Source organism: Shimia sp. R10_1 (assembly GCF_017744095.1).
In the GTDB taxonomy this organism is placed as follows: Bacteria; Pseudomonadota; Alphaproteobacteria; order Rhodobacterales; family Rhodobacteraceae; genus Shimia.
The window spans coordinates 47488-70746 of sequence record NZ_JAGHQX010000011.1 but is presented as its reverse complement, the minus strand read 5'-3'; the positions used below and the strand labels follow the sequence as shown (position 1 = coordinate 70746).

Annotated in this window: 17 protein-coding genes and 1 pseudogene; 12 read left to right on the top strand and 6 right to left on the bottom strand. The window is 54.0% G+C overall.

Annotated elements, in window-relative coordinates; all coding sequences use genetic code 11:
• Nucleotides 1-101 precede the first annotated feature (101 nt).
• Entirely contained in the window at nt 102-3230 is a 3129-nt protein-coding gene (locus J7413_RS18025; RefSeq protein ID WP_209100754.1) for a hypothetical protein, read from the top strand.
• 472 nt (nt 3231-3702) lie between these two features.
• Here the strand turns inward: J7413_RS18025 and J7413_RS18020 are convergent, their stop codons facing one another.
• Complete coding sequence (locus tag J7413_RS18020; RefSeq protein ID WP_209100752.1) at nt 3703-4782, bottom strand: L-dopachrome tautomerase-related protein; 1080 nt, start codon at nt 4780-4782, stop codon at nt 3703-3705.
• 92 nt (nt 4783-4874) lie between these two features.
• On the opposite strand from J7413_RS18020, the gene J7413_RS18015 reads away from it, so the two are divergent.
• Nucleotides 4875-5753: a LysR family transcriptional regulator gene (locus J7413_RS18015; RefSeq protein WP_209100751.1), complete on the top strand. Its 879-nt coding sequence runs from the start codon at nt 4875-4877 to the stop codon at nt 5751-5753.
• A 108-nt stretch (nt 5754-5861) separates the two neighbouring features.
• Here J7413_RS18015 and J7413_RS20685 read toward each other — a convergent pair whose 3' ends face one another.
• The 4 genes and pseudogenes from J7413_RS20685 to J7413_RS17980 form a co-directional block, all read right to left on the bottom strand.
• Nucleotides 5862-8375: a Hint domain-containing protein gene (locus J7413_RS20685; RefSeq protein WP_280636609.1), complete on the bottom strand. Its 2514-nt coding sequence runs from the start codon at nt 8373-8375 to the stop codon at nt 5862-5864.
• A gap of 141 nt (nt 8376-8516) precedes the next feature.
• Nucleotides 8517-8806: pseudogene (locus J7413_RS17990) on the bottom strand (transposase); the annotation flags it as partial.
• A 755-nt stretch (nt 8807-9561) separates the two neighbouring features.
• Nucleotides 9562-11073 carry a M81 family metallopeptidase gene (locus J7413_RS17985; protein ID WP_209100750.1) on the bottom strand — a complete coding sequence of 504 codons (1512 nt, stop codon included), beginning with the start codon at nt 11071-11073 and terminating at the stop codon, nt 9562-9564.
• Nucleotides 11074-11125: 52 nt separating this feature from the next.
• Entirely contained in the window at nt 11126-11824 is a 699-nt protein-coding gene (locus tag J7413_RS17980) for a GntR family transcriptional regulator (protein WP_209100749.1), read from the bottom strand.
• 119 nt (nt 11825-11943) lie between these two features.
• On the opposite strand from J7413_RS17980, the gene J7413_RS17975 reads away from it, so the two are divergent.
• The 7 genes from J7413_RS17975 to J7413_RS17945 all read left to right on the top strand — a co-directional run bounded on the left by J7413_RS17975 (nt 11944) and on the right by J7413_RS17945 (nt 19190).
• A complete protein-coding gene (locus tag J7413_RS17975; RefSeq protein WP_209100748.1) occupies nt 11944-12636 on the top strand; it encodes an RraA family protein in 693 nt (230 codons plus the stop codon).
• Nucleotides 12633-13424 (top strand): creatininase family protein, encoded by a 792-nt coding sequence (locus J7413_RS17970; protein WP_209100747.1) that lies wholly within the window; start codon nt 12633-12635, stop codon nt 13422-13424. Before J7413_RS17975 ends, J7413_RS17970 begins: the two co-directional genes overlap by 4 nt.
• Nucleotides 13425-13435: 11 nt before the next feature.
• Entirely contained in the window at nt 13436-14419 is a 984-nt protein-coding gene (locus tag J7413_RS17965; RefSeq protein WP_209100746.1) for a tripartite tricarboxylate transporter substrate binding protein, read from the top strand.
• Between the two features lie 64 nt (nt 14420-14483).
• Nucleotides 14484-15017: a hypothetical protein gene (locus J7413_RS17960; RefSeq protein WP_209100745.1), complete on the top strand. Its 534-nt coding sequence runs from the start codon at nt 14484-14486 to the stop codon at nt 15015-15017.
• Nucleotides 15018-15051: 34 nt separating this feature from the next.
• Nucleotides 15052-16578 (top strand): tripartite tricarboxylate transporter permease, encoded by a 1527-nt coding sequence (locus J7413_RS17955; RefSeq protein WP_209100744.1) that lies wholly within the window; start codon nt 15052-15054, stop codon nt 16576-16578.
• Nucleotides 16579-16654: 76 nt separating this feature from the next.
• On the top strand, nt 16655-17836 hold the full coding sequence (locus J7413_RS17950) for a M20 aminoacylase family protein (RefSeq protein WP_209100743.1): 1182 nt from the start codon (nt 16655-16657) through the stop codon (nt 17834-17836).
• Nucleotide 17837: 1 nt separating this feature from the next.
• Nucleotides 17838-19190 carry an MmgE/PrpD family protein gene (locus J7413_RS17945; RefSeq protein ID WP_209100742.1) on the top strand — a complete coding sequence of 451 codons (1353 nt, stop codon included), beginning with the start codon at nt 17838-17840 and terminating at the stop codon, nt 19188-19190.
• Between the two features lie 562 nt (nt 19191-19752).
• On the opposite strand, the gene J7413_RS17940 is transcribed toward J7413_RS17945, so the two are convergent.
• Nucleotides 19753-20235: a flavin reductase family protein gene (locus J7413_RS17940; protein WP_209100740.1), complete on the bottom strand. Its 483-nt coding sequence runs from the start codon at nt 20233-20235 to the stop codon at nt 19753-19755.
• 103 nt (nt 20236-20338) lie between these two features.
• Here J7413_RS17940 and J7413_RS17935 point away from each other — a divergent pair, with 103 nt between their 5' ends.
• The 3 genes from J7413_RS17935 (at nt 20339) to J7413_RS17925 (ending at nt 23257) form a co-directional block, all read left to right on the top strand.
• Nucleotides 20339-21313 (top strand): LysR substrate-binding domain-containing protein, encoded by a 975-nt coding sequence (locus J7413_RS17935; protein ID WP_348538778.1) that lies wholly within the window; start codon nt 20339-20341, stop codon nt 21311-21313.
• A gap of 106 nt (nt 21314-21419) precedes the next feature.
• Nucleotides 21420-22481, top strand: coding sequence for an LLM class flavin-dependent oxidoreductase (locus J7413_RS17930; protein WP_209100736.1), 1062 nt, complete (start codon nt 21420-21422; stop codon nt 22479-22481).
• Nucleotides 22478-23257, top strand: coding sequence for an SDR family NAD(P)-dependent oxidoreductase (locus J7413_RS17925; protein WP_209100734.1), 780 nt, complete (start codon nt 22478-22480; stop codon nt 23255-23257). The genes J7413_RS17930 and J7413_RS17925 overlap by 4 nt, the downstream gene beginning before the upstream one ends.
• Nucleotides 23258-23259: the final 2 nt, after the last annotated feature.

Genomic DNA, 23259 nt, shown 5'->3' with positions numbered 1-23259 from the left:
AAAAGATTGGCAGAACAAAAACAATCAATCCGTGTTTCAGTTTGTTTCTGGCACGACCTTAAATCGTCGCAAAAACACTCATGAACAAGGACACGTAATCTATGTCAAACGGAACCTTCGACGGCTTCTTATCTGCGTTACTGGCGTTCGAATCTGGTTGGGACAGAGATCGATATGAAGCCGGTGTTATTCAGGACTGGCAGCTCGACACCTGGGCGGGAGGCCCTGTGACAGAATTTTTCCCAGAGTACAGCAGCTGGGGCGATCTGAGCGAAAGTGAATGGGAAGCCATGGCCTATCGCTCCACCAACTCTCTCGGCTTTGTCGGATTTCAGTTCGGCGAAGCACTGTTGATTGATCTTGGATATTACGACGATGATCAAATTTATGGAAATGGGGCGTCAACCAACACTTGGGATGGAAATTGGACTGGCAAGAATGGGGTAAACTCGCTGGAAGATTTCATGACCAAAGACGCGCAAACTGTCGCCATTCAGGAAGCCTTTGGCCTTAACCTGCAAATCATCCAGAATGGGCTGGAAAACGCAGGCCAGAGTTTGGACGATTTTATCGGTCAGACGACAACATATACCGATGGAAGCGGCAGCACAGTCACAGTGGAATTAACCCTGACTGGCATATTAGCGGCGGCACATTTGCGCGGGGCCTACGGCACACTCAATCTGCTGCAAAGCGGCGCTGTGTCCACTGATGAATATGGCACATCTATCTTGCAATACATTGACCAATTCGGTGGATTTGACTCGGCATCCGTCGAAGACATGATCGCCTTCTTTGAGGATCGCAAGACAGGCGACGAAGGGCTCGGCGCACCAGACGGATCCACGGGTAATGACACCGGATCAGGCGGCGATGGTGGCGATAGCGCTGCGACCGGCACAGGCACAGCGGGCGTGGACAAAGACAGCGCCGATGTCGTTCTCACTTGGTCTTACGGTGCGGATACGCAGATCTCAGACTTTGATCCTGCGACAGGCACGATCTTTGTCGATTGGATTTCTGCCGCCGATCTAGAGATCACAGAGACGAACGGTTCCGTCGTTTTCTCTGTACCATCAAACCAACAGTCGCTCACCCTTGTTGGGGTGACTTTGTCTGAACTGACGAGTGCCAATTTCACCATTCTGGATGCCACGGCGGCCACTGAAATCCTGAGCTTGGTGGGGGCCAGCGATGGCAACTCAAATGATGGCTCAACGGACGGAGTAGACGACAACAGTGGCGGATCAGACAACTCTTCGGGCGATGGGTCTGATGGATCAAGTGATGGGTCGGGCGATAGCGATGGTGGCAGCTCTGGCCAAGAAGGCAATGGTGATGATCCCCAAACTCCGACGCCCAGCGGATCCGGTGCCGATTTTGACAATCCAGAAATCACCAAATCCAATGCTGACGTGGTTGTTACATGGGCCTATGGCTCCAACGTGATCGTCAGCGATTTTGATCCACAAAGCGATACAATCTTCTTCGACTGGATCGGCGCAGATGCGCTGGACGTGACGCAGGAAAGCGGCTCTGTGGTGATCTCTATTCCGTCAAACAACCAAACACTGACTCTACAGGGTGTTACGTTGAGCATGCTGAGTGCAGCCAACATCCACGCACTTGACGCCACCGCACGCGATGAATTGGCGTCACTCATCGGCGGAGGTGACGATGGACATCATGGCGGAGGTCATGGCGATGGGGCAGGAGACAGCGACGGAGGCGATGGTGGTCACAGTGGTCATACACATATGCACGTTACCATCGGCTATGACACTGCGGCACAGATCATTGATGGCTTCATGCCGCGAATGGGAGATGTGATCGAGATATCAGCGAATGTCGCGGCGGCGGACTTTGAAATCTTCGAGGAATCCGGTGATGCATTGGGACAAACCGTGCGCGTGGCCATCACCCAAGGAGGTATCACTACGCAAACTGTATTGACCGGGTTTGGTCTTGAAGAGCTGTCGATCGCCAATTTCTCAGCTGACAATCAAACAGTCCTCAATGAAATTGCCAGCGTGCTAGGGACAGATATTTCGATACCCGAGGGCACAGAAGGCTATACACTGAGTTATGATGCGGATGGCTCAAACCCCGCTGAAGTCACTGGCGGCACTGATGCAGGTGGGCGCGTTTTCCGCGCTGATAGCAACGCTGACGATATCACCGATTTTGACCCCTCTGTGGATCAACTCGACTTTGGGGGCACTTCGGTACATGGGATGATTGTGACCAAATCTCTTGCCGGCGAAATCGTCATCGACAGCCCATGGTCTGATGCTGCGCAAATTGTGCAAGGCGTGACGTATCAGGACGTGTCTATCGACAGCTTCGGCATCGTTGGCAACGAACACTTCCGTCAGGACATGGGGGGCGTGATCTCTTGGGAGCAAAATATAGGCCCGCGAGAAGCCGACACAATCTACATTCGCAGCCATGAATATGGTCGTGCGGAAACCATCGAAAACTTCGATCCCGCATCCATGAAGATTAGCTTTCTCTACTTTGGCACACGTGAGCGGCTCAGCGTAGAGGACAGCGACGCTGGTTTGGTTATCTCGTCCCTGCCCAGTGGTCAGAGTTTTACCTTTACCGGTGTAAGCAAAGCGGATCTGATCCCGGGGCTGGTGGAATTCCACTTCGATCAGGTGATGGAAGACAATCTGGAGACACCATTTGGTTTTGATCAGAATGATGTGACGCTGGTGGATCGGACAGTTCTGTTGACCCCAGCAGCGCCAGCCGGTGCCACAACCGATGGCTACCAAACGCGTGAAGGCGATATGACCGGAAGCAGCAACAATCAGGGCAGCACGGACACAGATGGATCTGGTGACAACACCTCTCCAGACAGCGGTTCCGACACGGGGTCTTCTGGAACGTCCACTGGCTCGGACACAGTTCTGGGCTCCGGTGCTGACACTATCGAAATCGATTGGAATTGGGGGGCAACAACCACGATAGAAGGCTTTGACCCTTCCGACGACATGTTCGATTTTAATTCTCTAAACGACGATCAGGTCGCAATTAGAGAGGTAGATGGTGCATTGGAAATCGAAGTTTTAAACAACGGTGGAAACATCACAACGCTCAGCGGATTGCAGGCCGAAGACCTGACACGCGATAATTTTGCGGCCAGTCCAAACAACCCAATACTGGATGACGCAAGCGAGTTGATGGCGCAACTGAGCGCTCTCGGTTTCGATACACTCGCCTAAATCAAAGTTGAAAGGAGCGGCGTCCGCTCCTTTCATCGCTTTGAGGATCCACGACAAAATGACCGGCGGTATTGCCTGGGTGATTTTCCATAGCTTCTGAAATGCCAGCGCCAACGAAGCAATTGTCGATCACGTGCAAGCGCCGCCGGTTTACCTCAGATCATCGTGCGTACGGGGTGGCTTTGTGTTCGCTTCAATCTGAGTCTGCGAGAAGTTTGAAAGATGCTGTCGCAGCGCAGGATCGATGTTCTAAGCAAACTTGGGAAAGGCAGCACGATCACTGCGCAGCCCGTGCCTTTCAACGTATTCGCACTGGTTTCTCCGTTTCTACCCACGGCGCACCAAAGCCAGTGTTTCACGCCGCCGATCACAATACCACCTCATCCAAGTGCCATTTCACTGTGGGTTATGAGCGTGTCGCCTTGATGCAATTCGCAATCTGGTCAACAGCCTGGCGATACATGTTGCGTATCTATCTCCCGTTAACCGCTGCGCCTAGAGCTGGAAAGCGCACAATGCGATAGGTGCCAATTGAGGCATCCTCGCCGCCATTTAGCACTGGTGAGCGGTGCAGTTCGTTTATGGTGGCATAAACGTAGCCATCCCCTCCCATTGAGAAACCGTCAGGCCAGGGCAGGTCTTCGTCGGACTGAAACAGCACTTCATAAGTGCCATCGGGCTTGGTCACGCCAATGGCGTTGTCGGTCATCGCAGTGATGTAAACATTCCCGGCAGCGTCAACGGTTGAGCCATCCGAGATCACCTTGTCGCCATAGCGCTGAACGCGCGCTTCGAGATCGGGATCGCTGAGTGTTTCGTTCAGCAGGTCTGTCGTCCGAATGCGATACATCGCGCTCCCCGTCATGGGGGCGAAATACACCCACGTGTTTGTTGGATCCACAGAGATCGGGTTGATGCCGATCTTGGCGGGATTGCCGCCCAATAGAACTTCTTTGCCGTCGATGATCATCGGTGTGTCTTCGGCTTTGGTAAACTTGCTGCCTTCCAGAACACGCCGAGCGCGACCTGTTTTGAGATCAATTACGATGATCGCGGACTCCACATGGTTTGCTGTATCTGAGATGTAGATTGCCTCATGTTCGCGATCCACAGCGAGGTCATTGAGGAAAGAGAACGGACGCGCAGCAGGCTGACCTACATAGTAGATCGCATGCAGTTCTTCTGTATTTGTGTTCCAGCCAACAACCCGGCCGGTTTGACCTTCGCCTTGGCCGTCGAGCATCCATAAAATCCCCTCACGATCGGCGCGCAAGCCCAAGACACCACGCAAACCATCACCGTCATCGGTGGGTGCGCGCGCCCAGTCCTCAGTGGGGTAAGCTTTGGTTGATCCATCAGGCATCACCTCTACAACACGCAGTTCAGGCCCATAAAATTCGTGAACTGACATGAACATCCGACCATCTGGTCCAATCGCCAAATTGCCCGGAGGGGTGTGTTTGGGAAACTCCAGATAGGTCTCGAGACTTTCTGCGACCACAGGTGTGGTAAAAATTACCATCAGACTGGCTGCGCCCAATAAATGTTTCATGATTTCTCCTCCATTGCCTGGCCATGGAGTAAATCAATCGGGCCTGTTATATGAATGGGGCAAAACACGAAACCATCATTTAAGAAATTCGAATGTATTCCATCGAAGATCTGAGAACATTCGTGGCTATTGCAGAAGCACAGGGGGTTACAGCTGGTGCTATTCGCGTGGCGGTATCCCCGGCCACCGCAAGCCACAGATTGTCAAAGCTGGAACGTGCGCTCAAGCTGACATTGTTCCATCGCAACAGCCGTACAATGAAGCTGACTGATGAAGGGCAGGTTTTCTTTGATCGCACCCGGTCAATATTGGCAGATTTGGCACAAGCTGAGCGCGACGCTGGAAGCCGTTCTGCACAACTGACAGGTCACCTGCGGGTGACGATGTCCCCTTGGATTTTGTCTCGCTTTGTTTTGTCAGGGCTTCCAGGGTTGCAACGCGAGCACCCGAAAGTGACGTTTGAGTTTCTTGCGGTCGATCGCTTTGTTTCATTGTCTGCAGAAGGTATGGACTGTGCCATTCGTGTCGGCCAACTGACTGACAGCGCATTGGTCGCGAAAAAGCTATCGGACAATGATCGCATCATCTGCGCGGCACCATCGTTTCTGACGCGACACAGCACTCCTAAGAACATTTCCGAGATAGTCGATCTGCCGTGGGCATGTTTACCCTGGCAGACGCGGATTGCATTTTCGGATGCAAAGAAGCGCCGTCGGGACGCAACTGTGCGCGCGAGTGTCTTGGTATCAAACTCAGACACGTTAACCGATGCTGTCGTAGGGGGGATCGGATTGGCGGTGAAATCTCGTTTGGCAATAAAAGATGAGTTGGCTGACGGTCGCTTGGTAGAGGTGGCGCCGGGTTCTCTTTGGAGGCCAGATGCGCCGATTTGGTTTGTTTATCCACCAGAGGCCAGATCCGCTAAGAAAACCGAGCTATTTGGGGACTTTGTGACAAGTCTATTTCAGTAAGTGCGCCAGTCTAAGCGCGTCTGAGGCCGAAATCATTCGCCGCTGGGTTTAGAAACGGTGATAGCGCCGGAATTCGAACCATGTTCGAAATGCTCATTGGTATGGTGCTTAGGCTGCATTGACGAGCAAGGTGCCCCGTTTGCGCGGTTCGCGTTTGACTGCTGCGCTTTTGAGGTACGCAAAGAGGTCTTTTTTGGATATGAGCTGTCGCGCTCTCGGGCCGTAGCTGAGCTCCACAGGGTGGTCGCAGAGCGCTGGGATTGCGCGTTGAAGTTCTGCCAAGCTTTGCGCCGACAGCATCGCTCTGGCCAGCGGCCCGGGATAGAAGCTCTCACTTAGCGCACCATTGCTGTAGACCACTTCCTGCTGTGCGAACAGCATGTGGTAGTAGGTCTCTTTGCGGCGCCCTTGGGCGACGCGCGCTGGCCCCTTTGCCAAGGCGAGATGACGCGCACGCACAAACACTTCGCTTGCCTTACCGTTTGTGCCCTTCATCACCAAGCAGTGTTGCGGTGAAACAAAAAGCGGGCTGTGATTGCCCATATAGCCCGCGGGCAGTCGAATGGGGCGAAGGTTGGGATGTCGCGCCAGTTGCGTGGCATCCAGATGCGTCGAACCAATCCATTTGATAGGCTGTGCGCCATGGTCCCTTGTCATGACCAGATCCCCCACGCGCAGTGTTTCAATTGGCACCTCTCCACGCAATGTTCTAATGCGGGTGCCTTTGGTGAAACATGGAATGCCAATAGAGATTTTTTCGGCCACACTATCCACTTGCGAGGGGGCAACCCCTCGCAGGATCACCGTTTCGCCGTTGGCAAATGTGAGCTTGGCATTGCCATTGCCGTCGTCTGTGACTGTAACGCTTTTGGCTTTTATTGGCTCCCCGAGCTGATCTGACATCTGCGAGACGTCAAGCTGATCGTTGGTGAGGCTATCGCCGTCGTCATCGACGGTGTCAAAATCAACAATCACATCATGGCCAGAACCATCCTGAAGGACGAAAGTGTCCGATCCTGAGCCACCGCTGAGTGTGTCATTGCCAACACCTCCCGTCAGCGTGTCGCTCCCAACGCCCCCTGTCAGCTTATCGTTACCGCCGCGTCCGTCGAGCTTGTCATTCCCGTCGCCATTCGCACCGCCCCCGTGTAAGCTATTGTCTGCGCTGTCGCCGGCGATTGTATCATTGCCAAAAGTACCGCTGACATTTTCGATGCCGTCGAGTGTGCCATGTCCACCTGTCTTGAGTGTGTAGCTACCCGCCTGAAGATCAACATTTGTCGCGGAGCTGGGCCCTAGGTTTTGCAGGCTAAAGGTGTCATTGCCTGTGCCCCCATCGATGCTTTCACCGACGCCAAAACCGCCATAGATGACATCATCGCCTGCGCCGGCGTCAACCGTGTCGGCGTTGAAGGCGCGATCTCCTCCGGTTTCAATACCTGCGTTGCCACCGAAGGTGTTGATGATGTCGTTGCCATCGCCGCCGTTTAGGGTGTCTCTGCCGTCGCCGCCAATGAGGAGGTCTGCGCCCCCACCGCCGTCTATGTGATCGTCGCCGGTGCCACCATCCAGCGTGTCATTCCCGGGCGCGGCCCCCACAGACACGCTTAGATTGTCGATGGCCATATCCTTAGTGTCAAAGTTACCAATGGAGGCGTCTTGAAGGGTGATCTTATAGTCAACTCCGGTGGACACGAAGCTGAAGCAGTGCGCACCCGTCGAAAGCACCATCTGATCAATGAGCGTGGTGCTTCCGTCAGAGACAGTCAGGCGCACAAAGCCATAGCCGTTGTCGGAATGACCGATGTCGTATTTGTCAAAACTGATTGTGACTGCTTCGCCTGCCGGTATGCCTGAAATGGTTTGAAACACCTGTCCACCGTTCGGAGTGCCGTCAGCGTGAAAGCGAAGCTGGCCACCCACGACCTCTACTTGGCTGGCATTGGTTTCACTGACGCCCCATCCGGCTGGGTCGCTTGCCCCATCTATATTGGTAAAGCCGCCATTCTGAACGAGCTCAGCAGACCCATCTCCAATAAGTTTGTCGTTGCCCGTGCCGCCTTCTAGGGCATCGTTGCCCGCGCCACCCACAAGGGTATCTGCTCCTGAACCGCCTAGAACGGAGTCATCTCCTGCGCCTGATTGGATGGAGTCATCGCCACCATCGCCGTAGACGGTGTCTGCACCATCGCCAGACAAAACAGTGTCTGCGCCTTCTCCTGCAAGGACCACATCCTGATCGTTAAGAAAAGTGCTGGTTGCGCTGTCAGTCTGATCGCCATGAGCGTCGACATACGACGTGTCGATCTGATCAGAACCTGTTGTCCCGTCTATAGCGTGTGGAGGACCGTATTGAACCGACGCATGCGTGATTTCATGCACCATGCTGAAGAAGTTGCTCACCGCATAGATGTTTCCGTCGCTGCCGATATGGTAGTCGACCAAAGCCGATTGGTTGGTGATCTCGCTATCACCCGCGTTGATGATGAAATTCCAGTTTACGGTGCCGTCGCCGCCATGAATGATCCCGATGGAGTCAAAGTCGGCCAATGTCGTGGAAACCTGGTTCCCTGTGGCAAGCACACCTTTGTCATTCAGGGAAACGAGTAGGCCTCGTGTCATGCGCGTTACCTCTAAGTCTTTGGTCTAGAGAATGCGTAAGGAACATGTGTAAACAATTGATTGGTTCGCGAAAAGGTTGTGCTTTTCTGTTGGGGGAATTTTTCTGAAAAGATGTGTATCTCGTCTAGTGCGGCAGTGGGTGTGGTCCGCAGACAGACCGACCATCATCCGGGCGAAGTTGCCTTTCTCGCTCCCGGTGCCCTGCGACACATTCGCAGAATGTGTGAGAGGAGGCGTTTCTAGTGGTTGCAGAGCGTCTTATGCGGGCCACAGGTTGCTGGGTCATTTTGCCAACGCAAGCCATTGCGATTGATGAAGACAATGCCGATCAGCAACCGCCGATCATCAACGCGTGGCTTGCCGTGGGGCTTCGGGAAGAAGGGCTAAAGGCGCGCCATCTGCGCGTCGGTCGACCAGAGGAGATCAGATATGTTCGTCGCTCAGTTTGCGAACAGTGAAACACGTCATTCCTCCGAAACCAATCGATCCTAATCCTTAGATGAACGCTTTACGCCGCCTCTTCGGCGTGACTTTGCTCGCGGTGACGGTTTTCAAACACTCCAACGGCTCGCAGTTGGTCCCTCGCGGCCCGCGTGCGCCTTAGTGTGGTCGGCGGCAATTGCTAAGGAACCTCTGGCGCGAAACCTTTCTCGAGGTCCAAGAGGCTGTCCATGATCTCAGGCAAAGCCTTTCAAAGTCCCGATGGAACTTTCCCAGGGTCGTACGATTGTGTAGTGGCATGACGTGCAGATGCGCGCCAATAGCATGTTCGGTCGTGTCAGAACGGGCAGTCGGGAAGATTTCCAAATCTCAGCACTTGGTTGTGCGTGAGGATCACATTTTCAGTTAATGTCGGACGAACCGGAAAATGCGGGTACGATTAAAGCCGGGGTTGTGCCGATTTTGATAGTCCATTGAGAGATTTGTGCAATAAACTCTGGGTGAAAATCAAAACCCTGCCTTACGGCAACGGTTGGCATGATAACCTTTCGAACTTTGGTTGGAGTTTTTACGGGTGAGACGGCGATTACATCACCCTTAAAAAACAAACATTGGCCCCAAGCATCCCTGGAAGAGTGGATAAGATGCTTGTAGCAAGGTCAGTGCCAACTCAGACTATATTAAATGCATCGATTTGTTTGCTGTAGTGACGCACCCTTACCACTACAAAAGTGGGTACTGGTGGTCAGTTTCTTCCGGCGACACATCCTGCGGCCTCGGAAGACCACTCTACACCGGAATCAATCGGAAGGATTGGGCGCGGTGTCTTCGTGAAGTCTATTCGGGATAGTTCCGGAGACGTAAGGCCTGGACCATCGATTTCGACAACACGATCTGGCGTGAAAAACTCGTCAAAGCCAGCTCGGAAATGGCCGCGAGACTTGACAACGATGGTGCTGAAGTTGGCTATTTTCAGTCCGAAGCGCTCTACGAATGCAGGATCACATAGCTGACGGCGAATACTCGTCACAATGATAAAGACGCTCCCGCATCGCAGTAGCGCACATTGGCCAAGGTCTTGTTGGCCGCCGGCATAGAGGCCGCGTCTGCAATCTACTGGGCCTTTGGCCAGTTTCACGACTTCAACATCCACCGTCAGATGGCCGGATTGTACATCGGATTCAGAGCGATTGAACTGCGCTTGAAATTTTGCGCCCACGCCGTGTTCCACTGCTTCAGCGGCGAGATCAGGGTCAAAGAGCATTCCGACCAAAGCGTTTTCGACGCTTGCGTCGAGCATGGTCTCGAGAATGGCGAGAGTGTTCCCGCGCCCGCCTCCACCCGGATTGTCGGCGACATCCGCATATATACGAGCTGTCTCCATGTCAGACATCATGGAGACAGCATCTCTGATTGACGTCAGATTTACCTGAAATTCGTGACGCGCGTCCCAAAAGGACTGTCCAATTTTACGTGCAGTTTTGAGAGCCTCTTCAGAAGTGTCCGCGGTAACCGTGACATTCACACCGGCTTTGGCAGAATCCCCGACAGAAAAACCGGCGCACAGCGAAACGTTCCAGATCGGGTGCTCGGCCCGTGCGATCGCCTCGGTCATCAGCCGTGCATAGGGGCCGCGTGTGGTATCTTGCGTGGTGGAAGGAGGGATAAAGGGCAGTCGCACCAATGCGCGTCCCGTTTTGTCGCCCTTGAGAAGGCGCTTCATTGCAGCGGCGGCTTCTTGCCCTCTTTCGAACTGATCTACATGAGGATTGGTGCGATACGCGGCGATAAAGTCAGCGCCTTCAATCATAGCTGGGCTGACATGGGCATGCAGGTCCAGCGTGACCGCCAGCGGGGTGTCTGGTCCAATAATTTCTCGGACCAAAGAGATCAGTGTGCCATCGGGGTCTTCGTCATGGGTTGCGATGCACGCTCCATGCGCATCCAGGTAGACTCCATCAACGTCAGCCGGAAGCTGATCGCGAATGACTTGTATTAGCTCATCAAAAAACAGCCCGTCTATCATGCCGCCAGCACCTGCAAATGCGGCAAAAACGGGCACGGGACAAAACTGCCCGAATTCCTCTCTGAAACCTCTGATCCCTGCAGAAGCGAGCGCAGGCTTTTCTTCTAGGTCTCGGGCGAAATCTTTGCCGACGATCAAGCGTTGAGCGCTAAAGTCGGAGCGCGTAGTGATTGGGGCTGCACGGTTACTTTCCAGGTGAAAATGAATCAGAGCGATACGTGGCAGAGTCATGCGTTCTATTTTCCCAAAACCGTGTTGGTGGTTAGACAGTTCGGTTGCACGGTCAGCGACTTTCCAAAGCAACAAGAAGATCGGTTCGTGATCTTGAACGGTGTTTCTTCAATGCTTCCGCTGCTTCCTCGGCGCGGCGTTCTAGCGCGAGGCGCATGATCAGTTCATGTTCCTCGTCGACCACGCGTACGTAGTCCGGCTCAAATATCCTTTTGGGCAGAAGAATGCGGCGGTACCTCTCTGAATGCAGGCTAAGTGTCCGAATAAAGAACTGATGCCACTCAGATGTATGGGCCCCTATCAGGGCTAGATGAAATTCACGGTGATAGTATTCCCGCTCGATGAGCGAAGTTCCTTCACGGATGCGCTCGCGCTCCAACCTGTGAAACGCAAGAACCATGCCTTCTTCCCAGTCAGTGTCCCCATGTTGGATCGCCTGTACCAAGGCTTGGGATTCCAATTGGTCTCGTAGATCGAGAACTTCAATAAGATCCTCAGGTGAAAGATCGCGGACGCTGAAACCTGTCATGCCTTTGGTTTGTACAAATCGCTCGCCCGCGAGCCGGTTTAGGACTTCCCTACAGGATCCGGTACTGCCGCCATACTCGGATGTAAGCTCTCGCACTTTTAGCTTCTGACCCGGTTCAAGCTTTCCTGACCGGATGTCTTCGAGAATCGAGTCGTAGATACGATTCGTTATGGGCTCTTTGGCGGTCGAGGTCGCCGAGATGGGGGGGATATCGGTGTGCATTCTTCATGTTTAACACGCGATCGCGCATCAGGAAATAGTCGAATTTGAATTTGTTGACCGATAATAATCATTCGGCTATAAATTCTGAAATCATCGAAAAAGAGAAAATGTTCGAACAAATGACTGAGCAATACGAGATAGCCCCTATGCCAGGCCAGATCGACAATGAAATTTTGTCGAAACTGTCTGGAGTTTCGGTCGCAACGGTAGGGCATTTGACCTGGGCCGGTTTTATGGATCATCATCGCATTGCACCGCGCCAATTTGGCAAGCGGATCATCGGTACTGCGATTACGCTGCGACTGCCCACTCCGGATTCCACCCTGTTGCACTATGCATCAGGTCGTCTGCGTCCCGGAGATATCGTTGTTATTGACAGGGCAGGGGACAGCCGTCTTGCCTGTCTTGGTGGTAATGTTGCCTATGGGCTTGCGCGTTCAGGTGCGTTGGGTGCGATTGTTGATGGCCCGATCTGTGATCCCGACGAGATCGCTGAGCATGATCTCCCTGTGTGGTCCTTCGGTGTTTCGCCCATTACCACGCGGCGAACTGGGCCTGCTGGTAGTCTTAACCTGCCTGTGAATTGCGGCGGCGTTGTGGTCCACGCGGGCGATCTCATCATGGCGGATGATAGCGGCGTGATCTGTATTCCTCGTGCCGAAGCCGCTGTGCTCGCCAATGCCGCGGCGGCAAAAGAAGCCACCAGTACGCAGCGTCGCGCAGACATGAAGGCAGGGGCCACCTTGGGCGCGTTGTCTGGGGCTGATGATCTGGTGGCAGAATACGGCGTGAGTGTGGAGGTCGCGCAATGACCGAACTCGCAGCAACCACCATTTTGAGCGCCCGCGCAGCTGTCGCAGCGGATAAGCCCTTCTTGATCGCGGTTGGTTCGACCGAGCCGCACGGGTGCTACACGCCCATGGGGGATTACCGGCTGGTCGATTTGCTTGCAAAACGATTGGCGGCGGCGACTGGCTGCATCGCAGTGCCAACGTTGCCTTTTGGCCATGCAACTTATTTTCAAAATGCCCCTGCGGGCATCGCCTTGTCAGCCGAGACTTTTGCAGCTGTTTTTTCGGAGATCGTGGATGGCCTCATTCTGGATGGCGTTCGCAACATTCTTGTCCTTAACGGGCATGGTGGAAATTCCGGGATTATCGCCAACCAGCTTCGACTGGTGCGCGCCAAGCACGGTATAATTATTCCCTCGGTTAATGTCTGGGGAAAGTTCGACGATGAGGTATGGGAGAAAGCGCAGCCGGAGTTCGGCATTCGTGCCAAAGGCCATGGCACCGAGCCGATGGGCTCCCTAAGCCGTTATCTCTTTCCTGATGACTGCCCGCTGCAGCAGGACGTGCACCGTGACGGCAAAGGTGAGATGAACGGTATCCCCCTTGTTTCTCTACATCAGGGTAGGTTCGAAGATCTCGACATAAACCTTCCCGTTTACGCTGAAGACATCAGCGAAGACGCAAAAATCAACGGTGCAAACGTTCCGTTCCGGGCTGAAGCAGGCAAGATCTTCTTCGACGACATTCTGCATAAGCTGACCAGCTTTGTGAATGCTTACTTCAACCTCAAATCTGAGCATACCAAATAAGGGAGAACACCATGTACAGAACCATTAAAGGCATAGCCGCAAGCGCGACGATCGCGCTGACAGCGATGGCTGGCGCGGCGACCGCGGCCGACGATTTCCCAAACGGACCGGTCACGATCGTAGTAGGCGCAAAACCCGGCGGCGGGCTTGATACACTGTCCCGTATTTTCGCGCCGGCTTTGACCCAAGCACTCGACGATCAGCCTATCGTTGTGGCGAACCGGCCAGGCGCGGGACAACTGATTGGTCTGAAGTACACCAAACCTGCAAAGGCGAATGGTCAAACGATCGTAATGATTTCGGGTTCTGCCATGATCGCAACTATGGTCAAGGAAACCGGCGTGGACGTTCTTAACGACTTCAAGCCGGTTGCGCATGTCGCCGTAGCAAACCTGGCTGTTGTTGCACCCAAGGCGCGCAACTTAAATTCTGTAGCCGATCTGAAACAGGCCATCTTGGACGCGGATGCAGCGGGCGAACAACTTCGTTGGGCGCATACTGGGAAAGGGTCGATCACTGATGTCGCTATGACAAGCTGGCTGCTGGCCAACGGACTACAGGACAAGGTGCAGGATGTTCCGTTTGCAGGTGGCGCCCCGGCCCGAGCTGCGATAATTGGCGATCAGGTTGCTTTTGGTGTGGTGGGTACACACCACTACCTTGCCAATCTTGATACCATGAGCGCCATCGGCGTTATGGCTGAAGAGCGTGATGGGCTCGCACCCGATATGCTGTCTTTCGCTGAACAGAACACCGAATTCGTTGCGATGCCCGCACCTTACATCGTGCTTGCACCCAAAGACACCCCCGACGAAGTGATCGAAGAACTGACGTCTGCCTTCAAGTTCGCTATCGACGATCCGGCAACGCAGGAAAAAGTCCAAAATGCGAACCTGAATGTCGTGTTCATGGGCGGTGCAGAAACCCTTGAGCACATGAAAGCACTGATGGATGCTTGGCGCCCCACTACCGATGCGGTTGCTGGCTCGCTGTAGATTTAAGTGACAAGTCGAAGGCAGCTTGCTGCTGCCTTCGATATCCGGATCCAGGGAGAGAAGAATGTCAAAGTGGTTAGACGGTGAGATCTTGTTCGGGATCTTTATGATCTTGGTTTTTATGGCTGGAGCATACGATCTTTTGGCGCCAGGCGGATTGGTGAGTATAAGACAGGACAGCGGCATTGCATTTGCGTTGGCTGTGATCCTTATCTCAGTGACGTTACTATCTGTGGTCGTTCTGTCCCCTTTGGCAACCAAAAGCGCAGACAATCCCGACGCTTCTGAAGCGTGCACAAGTCGCGCATTTATGACGCGGCGTGCTGTGCTGATCGCTTTGGTTGGTTGCGTCTATCCTATCTTGTTCTGGGCTGTAGAGTACATCATCGCAACGACAATCATAGGCTTTGTCGCTGTCAGTCTTTTTACGGGATCTTTTGGCCGCAAGCAGGCTGTGATCGCGGTTTCATTCACCGCATTTTCTTATCTCTTGTTCTTCTTTTGTTTGGGCATCACCGAAGGAGATGGCGCACTCATTACGACTGGACTGAACGACAAATTGCCGACTTGGCGCCGAGATTTCTTCGCCGCGTTCTAAGCGAAACCGAAGACTGATCAAAAGGAAATAGATTATGTCGCCATTTTTGGAAGGTATGTCAGCGTTCATCACGAGCCCGAGCGCAGTGTTGGTCGCGATTGTCGGTTCGGTCGCAGGTATTTTGGTCGGTGCCGTGCCAGGGCTCAGTGGAACAACCGCGGTTGCCCTGTTGTTGCCTTTCTCTTTCTATCTTGATCCGCTGCTTGCGTTGATCTTGATGTACACGATTTCGAAATCTTCAGACTTTGGCGGCTCGATCCCCGGAATCTTGTTCAACACGCCCGGAACCCCTTCCGCAGCCGCAACAATGATCGAAGGTCATCCGCTGGCGCGAAAGGGCTACCCGGTGAAGGCGTTGCGCGCAGCGACAGCGGCCTCCGCGACGGGCGATTTCTTTTCGGAGTGCCTGTTGATCTTTGGCGCAGCCTATCTCGCTGTTTATGCTGTGAAAATCGGTCCACCTGAATTGGTTACCATCTACATTTTGGCCTTTGTTGTGATTTCATCGATCATCGGAGAGTCGATGATCAAAGGTATAATCAGTACTTTGTTTGGCATCACGCTTGCACTAGTGGGCTTCGATCCGATCTCTGGCAATCTGCGTATGACCTTTGACCAATTGCCGCTGATGGATGGCTTGCCTTTGGTTCCAGCGCTCATCGGCATCTTTGTGGTTGGCGAAGTGTTCCACCGGTTCGATGTAAAGGACTTTGGAGCGACGGCTCACAAGGATCAAAAAAACCAAACCAATGAAGTCAGTAAACGTGACGACACCTTTGGGCTGAAGGACTACCTTCGGGTTTTGCCAACCATCGTGCGGTCCATGTTTATTGGCGCATCGGTGGGCATGTTCCCCGGAATTGGCGCCTCGGTGGCCTCTTTTCTCTCTTTTGGCGAGGCACGACGTCAAGCAAAACCGGATGATGATTGGGGAAATGGCGAAGTCAAAGGCGTTGCCGCATCGGAAGCGGCAAACAATGCAACATCAGGCGCAAACCTGATACCTCTGCTTACACTTGGCATTCCCGGATCAACCCAAGCGGCGTTGCTCGCAGGTGCAATGCTCATCCATGGTATCACCGTCGGACCGCAAGTTTTCACTGAAGACGCAAACCTGATCTACGCTTTGTTCAGCGCCGGGCTTTTTTGTATTGTTGCCTACTTTGTAGTGGGTTTCTGGTTCAGCCCGATGATCGGCAGAATTATTTTGGCCGTGCCTGCCCGGATCACATATTCGCTGATCCTAATGATCTCTGTCTCTTCAGCCTATGTTCTGAATTCCTCGCTTTTTGACGTCTGGATCATGGTTCTCTTTGGTGTCCTTGGTTACCTTTTCCGGCGTTACAACTACAACATCCCGGCTTTCATGATTGCCCTGCTTTTGGGCGGTGGGATGGAGCGCGCGGTACGCCAGACGCAGCTACTTGCCAATGATGGGCTGTGGATAATCTTCCAGCGCCCAATTTCGCTAACAATTCTGATCCTTACCATCGTCATGATCATCATGCGGATCAGAAAAGCGCGGATAAACAAAGCACTGGCCGCGATCCAGGACGATTGATCCCAATCACAGCATCAGCCCTCTGTAACCGCATGCAAGCGGAGGGCGTAGCCTTTCAAACGCTTGAGGTTTTCAAATGCCCATTCCTGTCGAAATTGCCGCCTTTTCTGATGAAATGACCAGTTGGCGCCGACATCTCCATGCCCACCCCGAGCTCGGTTACAAAGAATTCGAAACTTCTGAATTCGTAGCGCGGCATTTGACGGAATGGGGTATTCCGTTCGAACGCCTCACCGAGACCGGCATTGTTGCCACTCTGCGCGCCGGCGATGGCAAACGTGCTGTTGCCCTTCGTGCCGATATGGATGCTTTGCCAATGGAAGATCAAGGAGATGCGCCCTGGTCCTCAACCGTGCCGGGTGTCATGCACGCTTGTGGCCATGACGGACATACCGCCACGCTGCTTGGCGCCATGAAATACCTGTCACAGACTCGCCGGTTCTCAGGTGTTGTGCATGCGATCTTTCAACCTGCTGAGGAGGGATTGGCTGGGGCCAAAAGCCTGCTTGATGCTGGTCTGTTCGAAAAATTCCCAGCTGATATGGTGTTTGGCCAGCATAACGACCCGCTATTACCCGAAGGCGTGATGAGCGTTGTCAAAGGTCCAACGATGGCCGCGTCCGACAGGTTTTCCATCAAGGTTGCCGGGAAGGGCGGTCACGCCGCGCGCCCGCATCACACCGTTGATCCGCTGATCGCGGGGGCGCAAGTTGCTTTGTCTCTGCAGACGATACTGTCGCGCCGCATCGATCCGTTGGAAAATGGTGTGATTTCTGTGACACAGTTTCATGCAGGAACAACGGGCAATGTGATACCCGAAGTGGCCGAACTGCAAGGCACCGCTCGCAGTCTAAAGCCCGAGGTTCAAGATGAATTTGAGAAGTTGATTGCCGAAGTAGCCCACAATGCAGCGGCAACGATGGGTGCTGAGGTTGCAGTGGATTTCCGGCGCGGCTATCCGCCTGTGATCAATGCGAACGCACCGACTGACTTTGGGATGTGTGCTGCCATTGCTGTTGTTGGTAGCGACAAAGTTATGACGAAGCGCCCGCCCGCAATGGGTGGCGAGGATTTTGCCTTTTTGGCACAGGCGCGCCCCGGTTGCTTTGCGCGTATCGGCACCACCAAACCTGGCGAGGCTGCCGTGCCCCTGCACAATCCGCGCTACGACTTTAATGATGATGTTCTTCCTGTGGGAGCGGCATGGTTTGCCGAGGTCGTAGAAAAAGTGTTGACTCCGACCAGCATGAGCAACTGATATGAACACGGTTTTAGAGCGCGTCGCGGATTGGTGCATCTCGTATCAGGCGACTGAACGTCAGCGAGCGCTCGCGGCAGACGCAATCACCGACACGGTTGCATGTATGTATTTAGGGCGCGATGATCCGGCGACCCTCAGCGTGCGGCAGGCTTATTTGTCGGGGTCGATAAAAACCGGCCCGGCACGTCTCATTGGAGGCGGGCGTACAGACGCGACCATCGCGGCTGCAGTTAATGGAACTGCAGCCCATGCGCTGGATTTTGATGACAATTTTCGACCCGCGCTCAGCCACGCCTCTGCTGTTTCGGTTCCAGCCTTGCTAGCAACTGCAAACGAGTTCAACTCATCCGGGGCGCAGGTTGTTGAGGCTTATTTGGTAGCGTTGCAGGTCCAAGGTCTTATTGGTGCTGGTGTTGTACCTTCTCATTATACCGCTGGCTGGCATAGTACGTCGACAATCGGCGCAATCGGTACGGCAGCCGGTGTTGCCCATCTGATGAAGTTTGAACGCTCACAGATTGTAAGCGCGATGTCGTTGGCTGTCAGCTTTGCTTCGGGCAGCAAGGCCCAGTTCGGGGCGCCTGTGAAGCCGTTCCACGCTGGCCTGGGCGCAAAAAATGCTATCGAAGCAGCGCGTCTGGCACAGGCGGGCCTTTATGGGCACGCCGATATCATTGAGCGCAAGCAGGGGTTTCTTGAGCTTTTCGGCGGCAATGATCCCCGCGGTTATGCAGATATCAACATAACTCCCAGCGTGCCTCATTACATCGAGACCGCGGGCGTCATGCCAAAACGTTTCGCTTGCTGCGGGTCCAGCCATATGGCAATCGACATGGCGCTGGATCTGCGAGACGAAGGGCTTATAAAGCCTGACAATATCGTGGAGCTTTCTGTAAAGGTGCGTATAGCCAACTATCGAAACATGCCGTTTACGCATCCCAAAAACGAAATGGAGGCTCGGTTCTCCATGTCGTACTGCATTGCGCGCGCGGTGCGGTCAGGCCGGTTGAGTGTGGCGGATTTCACGCCGGATAGCGTTGCAAGATATGCGGGCGAGCCACTGCTGGACCGTATCAAGATGACCCACTATACGCCTGAAGAAGAAGCAGCCGAAGATTTTCTCCCACATATCCTCACTGCTACGTTGATGGACGGTTCGAAAGTCGAACGGGTCCGGCGTGATCCAAAAGGAAGCATCTCCGAGCCGTTCACTGGCATAGAAAAAAGGGAGAAATTTCTCGACTGTCTCAAGGAGCATGATGGCAAAACAGAGCTCTTTGAACGGTTGCAAAGCATCAACTCCTCAGACACTCTGGAGGCACTGACACCGCTGTTTGAATGCATCGAATGACAACTTGGCTGCTTTCGGACCGACTACCGACGTCTCTGTCTGGAATGAACCATAGTGTTGTCACGGACAACCGTGCTCCTATGGCAAGGCTAAATGGTAGATTACTTAGGTTCTGGTTCACTGGTCGCACAAAGGCCTCTGCAACCGCGCCGAAAACAGTCATCATCCATTTCGAAATCGAGAGCCGCCAATGAAGGGAGACCGGTCTTCGAGGGGATGGAAAATGCTTGCGGCCATCCATTCGGCGTTTGAAAATGTTGCTGTCGCGTCGCTAGCTTTTTTGCAGCACCTACAATCTAACTGAACCGCCTTAAGGCACTTAAGCCTTGGAATGCTGCTGAGCGAGCAAAATGATGCCTTATCAACAGTTTATTGATGTTCGAGAAGTTAACTTGGCAATAATTGACTGTGTGAAGAAATGCGTGCTGGGTCAACCCCCTGAGGTCTAAGCTTGGCCATGAGCAAGATAATCGGCGTAGCCGACCGTAGAGTTGTGACGTGCTCTCATTCGGCGGAAGCCCTGCCTGCAACGGCTTCTCTCTGGTTCGGTTTCTTTGTACTTTTAAGCCAGCGATTTGAAGTTCCCATCCCAATACGTCAGCGGCCGCGCATCATTGCTTTCAGCGCGTTCGACCTTACCAATCAGGATGCGATGAGTGCCGAACGAAACGGTTTGGATATGCAGGCAGGTAAATGTTGCGGCAGCGTCGATAAGAACCGGCAAGCTGGTGGTCGGATCAATTGACCAGTTTTCGGGTTTGAAAGTCCGCTGCTCGGCAAAATCGGGAACCCCGGCAAAGGCCAACGCAAGGTTGTTGTGATGTTGTGCCGCATAGTTCACGCAGTAAACGCCATGCTCTTCAATCATTCCCAGAATACGGCTGTTTTTGTTGATGCAGATCAGCACTGCAGGCGGTGCGGCGGTCAAAGAGCACACTGCGCTGACGGTTGCGCCATGTGGTCCATGTTCGCCACTGGTTGTGACAATGGATACGGGCGTTGGCGCCTTACGCATTGCGGATGTAAATTCGATCGGGTCCAGCATGTCGGGCTCCTGTGCGTTTCTTACGTCTTGATATCTTTGATGGATTGAGAGCAAGATCGGATTCCTTAAGCTTTGCCCAACGAAAAATTATGCAAAATCTGCCATGAGACGCTCGCTTAGAACAAAATTGGATCAACTTGGTCCGGGGGCCTTGTCCCGGTTGGAACCCGTCGGATTCGACAGCAACCGGATGCGGCGCGTGCTTCCCCCTCTGCAGACGTTGATCGCTTTTGAGGCAGCTGCCCGACTTCAGAGTTTTACGATGGCGGCTTCGGAACTAAATTTGACACAGCCAGCGGTGAGCCAGCAGGTAAAGCTGCTGGAGCAACGGCTCGGTGTGAAATTGTTCCGCCGCCGAAACAACACGATTCTGTTAACTGAACAGGGCGAACAGTTCGCAGAAGACGTAAGCGAAGCGCTGAGTAGTATCAGTGAAAGCGTGCAAAACCTATCACCCGGTGAGGGTCGAACGACGTTGACGGTGAGCTTGCTGCCGTCTTTTGCCTCGACATGGTTTGCAGCAAGGTCGCATCGGTTTCTCAATGCTAATCCTTTGGTGGATTTGATTACGCTCTCGACCGTGGCCAAAACCGGGTTTGGGCAAGAGGATGCAGATGTTGCAATCCGTTGGGGCCCAGGCGGAAGCACGGACGTGTATGAAGAGTGCCTTTTTGGCGAAAAGCACATCCTGGTGGCGTCAAAGCAAACCTCGGACATGTTGGGTGAGATAACGTGTATCGGCGATCTGAAGGGCCAGCCATTTTTTCACGACACCAACAACAGTGAATGGCGGGAGGTCATTGCTGCAAATGGTGGTGATCCAACGGATTTTGAAAAGGGGGCCTATTTTGGCGATTCCAGCGCAACTGTGAACGCGATACTCTATGGTCGAGGCGTTGGGGTTGTCCGGGATGTCATTGCGCAGCATCTGCTGGCAACTGGCGATCTGGTCCAATTGCCGTTTGAGCCGGTAACAGGGCCGTTTTCCTACTATTTTCTTTGTCCCGAGCGGCGTGTGGAGCAGCCGCGTGTTCAGGCTTTTCTGAGCTGGCTGCGCAAGGAAGCGCAGGGCGCATAAGAAATCCTTTGCCGCTGGTAAAGGATTCACCATTTGGTGTTTTCTCAGGATCCGTACAGGTTGCGTCAATCAAAACGATGCAACAGTCACGCGGAGCCCCAAGGACATGGAATTTTCGTTATTCAATTTGATGACCAAACCGGTTGATGGATCGACGCACGCGGACGTGTTCAACCAGATGAGAACAATGACGAAAATGGTCGATGAGGCCGGTTTTGATCTGGCGTGGTTCGCCGAACATCACTTGTCAAACTATTGCATTTCGCCGTCACCTCTTATGACTGCAGCGAACATGGCGGCGCATACCAAACGCATCAAGGTTGGCCCTGCCGTGGTCGTGATGCCTTTCTATGAACCCCTGCGTTTGGTCGAAGATATCTGTTTGACCGACCAACTGACCGAGGGTCGTCTGATACTTGGTCTGGGCACCGGCTATCAGCCGCGCGAATTCAAGAAATTCGGGTTCGAGATCAACGACCGCCTGATGCGCGGGCTTGAGATCTGGGATTGTATCGAGCAGGGCGTCTACAACGGTGTCATCGATTACGAAGGCGATCACATCCAGATTCGCGATGCCGCGCTGTCCATCGCGCCCGTGCAAGAGCGTATCCGCACCTTCGCCGTCGGCAACGCGCCCGAGATGCGCCAGAAGATGATTGACTACGGTGCCGAAACTCTGACCACACCCGCCATCGGGCCGAACTCGATCGTTGGCACCGCGCGGCGTCTTTATAAAGAAACCCGCGTCGAAAACGGTATGATGGGCGACGATTTCCCGTTTGCGGTTCAGCGTTATGTCTACATCGCCAAAGACAAGGACGATGCCCGCGCTGCGGCTGAACAGGTGCTGATCCACGCCCGTATGGCCAACAACATGCGACGCCCCGAGCCACTGATGGAAGGGGCTGATCTGAAGATCGTGCCGTTCGACAACGAACCGGATTTGGATCTGGTCATGGAGCGGGCCATCATTGGCGATGCTGAGGAAGTCACGCGCCGCATCTTGGCCGAGGCCCGCGAGTTCGGGATCACCCACCTGAGCGTTTTCATGCAGATTGCATCAATTCCGTTCGCCAATACCCTGCGCTCGCTTGAAGTGTTCTGCGATCAGGTCATGCCCGCGGTCAAGGCCGGGCTAGAGGCAGATAAGGCTGCGCTCGCCTCATGAACCAGCCGGACTTCTCGCTGGGTGGCAAAACCATACTGATCACAGGGGCGGCGCGCGGACTGGGCGCTGCCATCGCCGAGGTCTGTGGTGCGCAAGGCGCGCGTCTGTGCCTGCAGGACCTCAACGCCGAGGTGGTTGAGGCCACGGCGGACAGGCTCAGGTCGCAGGGGGTGGATGTCCGTTCCACCTCGTTTGACCTGACGGACTTTGAAGCCAGCGAGAAGTGGGTGCAGAGTGTTGGTCCGATCTGGGGTTTGGTCAACAATGCCGGCATCACCAATCATGGGCATGTTCTGGATCAGACGATCGAAGACTACCGGTCGATCTATGACCTGCACGTTTTTGCACCCTTTGTCCTGGCGCGCGAGGCCGGACGGGTCATGCGGTCCAATCCGGGGCCGCAGCGGGGGCGGATCGTGTCTCTATCCTCAATCGCGGCGACGCATCCGCGTCCGGGGATCGGAAACTATGCCTCGTCCAAGGCTGCAATTGCCGGCCTGACACGATCCTTGGCGGCGGATTTCGGTGCAGATGGCATCTGCGCCAACACCATCGCGCCGGGATATGTCCTGACCGAAATGAACAAGAAAATCCTTAGTGATGAGGGTTTCGTGCGCCGAGTCGAAAACCGAACGCCAGCGGCCCGGTGGGCCGAGCCTGCGGAAATCGCGGCTCCGGTGGCGTTTCTGATGTCTGATGCGGCCTCATACATTAACGGGCAATTGCTTGCCGTTGACGGCGGCATGAACGCCTTTTTGCAATCCAATGAGGGATAACC

Bases quoted from the DNA above. Each gene is read 5' to 3' on its own strand.
- J7413_RS17950 (WP_209100743.1), top strand. From the start codon at position 16,655: ATGCCCATTCCTGTCGAAATTGCCGCCTTTTCTGATGAAATGACCAGT.
- J7413_RS17965 (WP_209100746.1), top strand. From the start codon at position 13,436: ATGTACAGAACCATTAAAGGCATAGCCGCAAGCGCGACGATCGCGCTG.
- J7413_RS17975 (WP_209100748.1), top strand. From the start codon at position 11,944: ATGACTGAGCAATACGAGATAGCCCCTATGCCAGGCCAGATCGACAAT.
- J7413_RS20685 (WP_280636609.1), bottom strand. From the start codon at position 8,375: ATGACACGAGGCCTACTCGTTTCCCTGAATGACAAAGGTGTGCTTGCC.
- J7413_RS17955 (WP_209100744.1), top strand. From the start codon at position 15,052: ATGTCGCCATTTTTGGAAGGTATGTCAGCGTTCATCACGAGCCCGAGC.
- J7413_RS17935 (WP_348538778.1), top strand. From the start codon at position 20,339: ATGAGACGCTCGCTTAGAACAAAATTGGATCAACTTGGTCCGGGGGCC.
- J7413_RS17970 (WP_209100747.1), top strand. From the start codon at position 12,633: ATGACCGAACTCGCAGCAACCACCATTTTGAGCGCCCGCGCAGCTGTC.
- J7413_RS18025 (WP_209100754.1), top strand. From the start codon at position 102: ATGTCAAACGGAACCTTCGACGGCTTCTTATCTGCGTTACTGGCGTTC.
- J7413_RS17940 (WP_209100740.1), bottom strand. From the start codon at position 20,235: ATGCTGGACCCGATCGAATTTACATCCGCAATGCGTAAGGCGCCAACG.
- J7413_RS17945 (WP_209100742.1), top strand. From the start codon at position 17,838: ATGAACACGGTTTTAGAGCGCGTCGCGGATTGGTGCATCTCGTATCAG.
- J7413_RS17930 (WP_209100736.1), top strand. From the start codon at position 21,420: ATGGAATTTTCGTTATTCAATTTGATGACCAAACCGGTTGATGGATCG.
- J7413_RS17925 (WP_209100734.1), top strand. From the start codon at position 22,478: ATGAACCAGCCGGACTTCTCGCTGGGTGGCAAAACCATACTGATCACA.
- J7413_RS17985 (WP_209100750.1), bottom strand. From the start codon at position 11,073: ATGACTCTGCCACGTATCGCTCTGATTCATTTTCACCTGGAAAGTAAC.
- J7413_RS17980 (WP_209100749.1), bottom strand. From the start codon at position 11,824: ATGCACACCGATATCCCCCCCATCTCGGCGACCTCGACCGCCAAAGAG.
- J7413_RS18015 (WP_209100751.1), top strand. From the start codon at position 4,875: ATGTATTCCATCGAAGATCTGAGAACATTCGTGGCTATTGCAGAAGCA.
- J7413_RS18020 (WP_209100752.1), bottom strand. From the start codon at position 4,782: ATGAAACATTTATTGGGCGCAGCCAGTCTGATGGTAATTTTTACCACA.
- J7413_RS17960 (WP_209100745.1), top strand. From the start codon at position 14,484: ATGTCAAAGTGGTTAGACGGTGAGATCTTGTTCGGGATCTTTATGATC.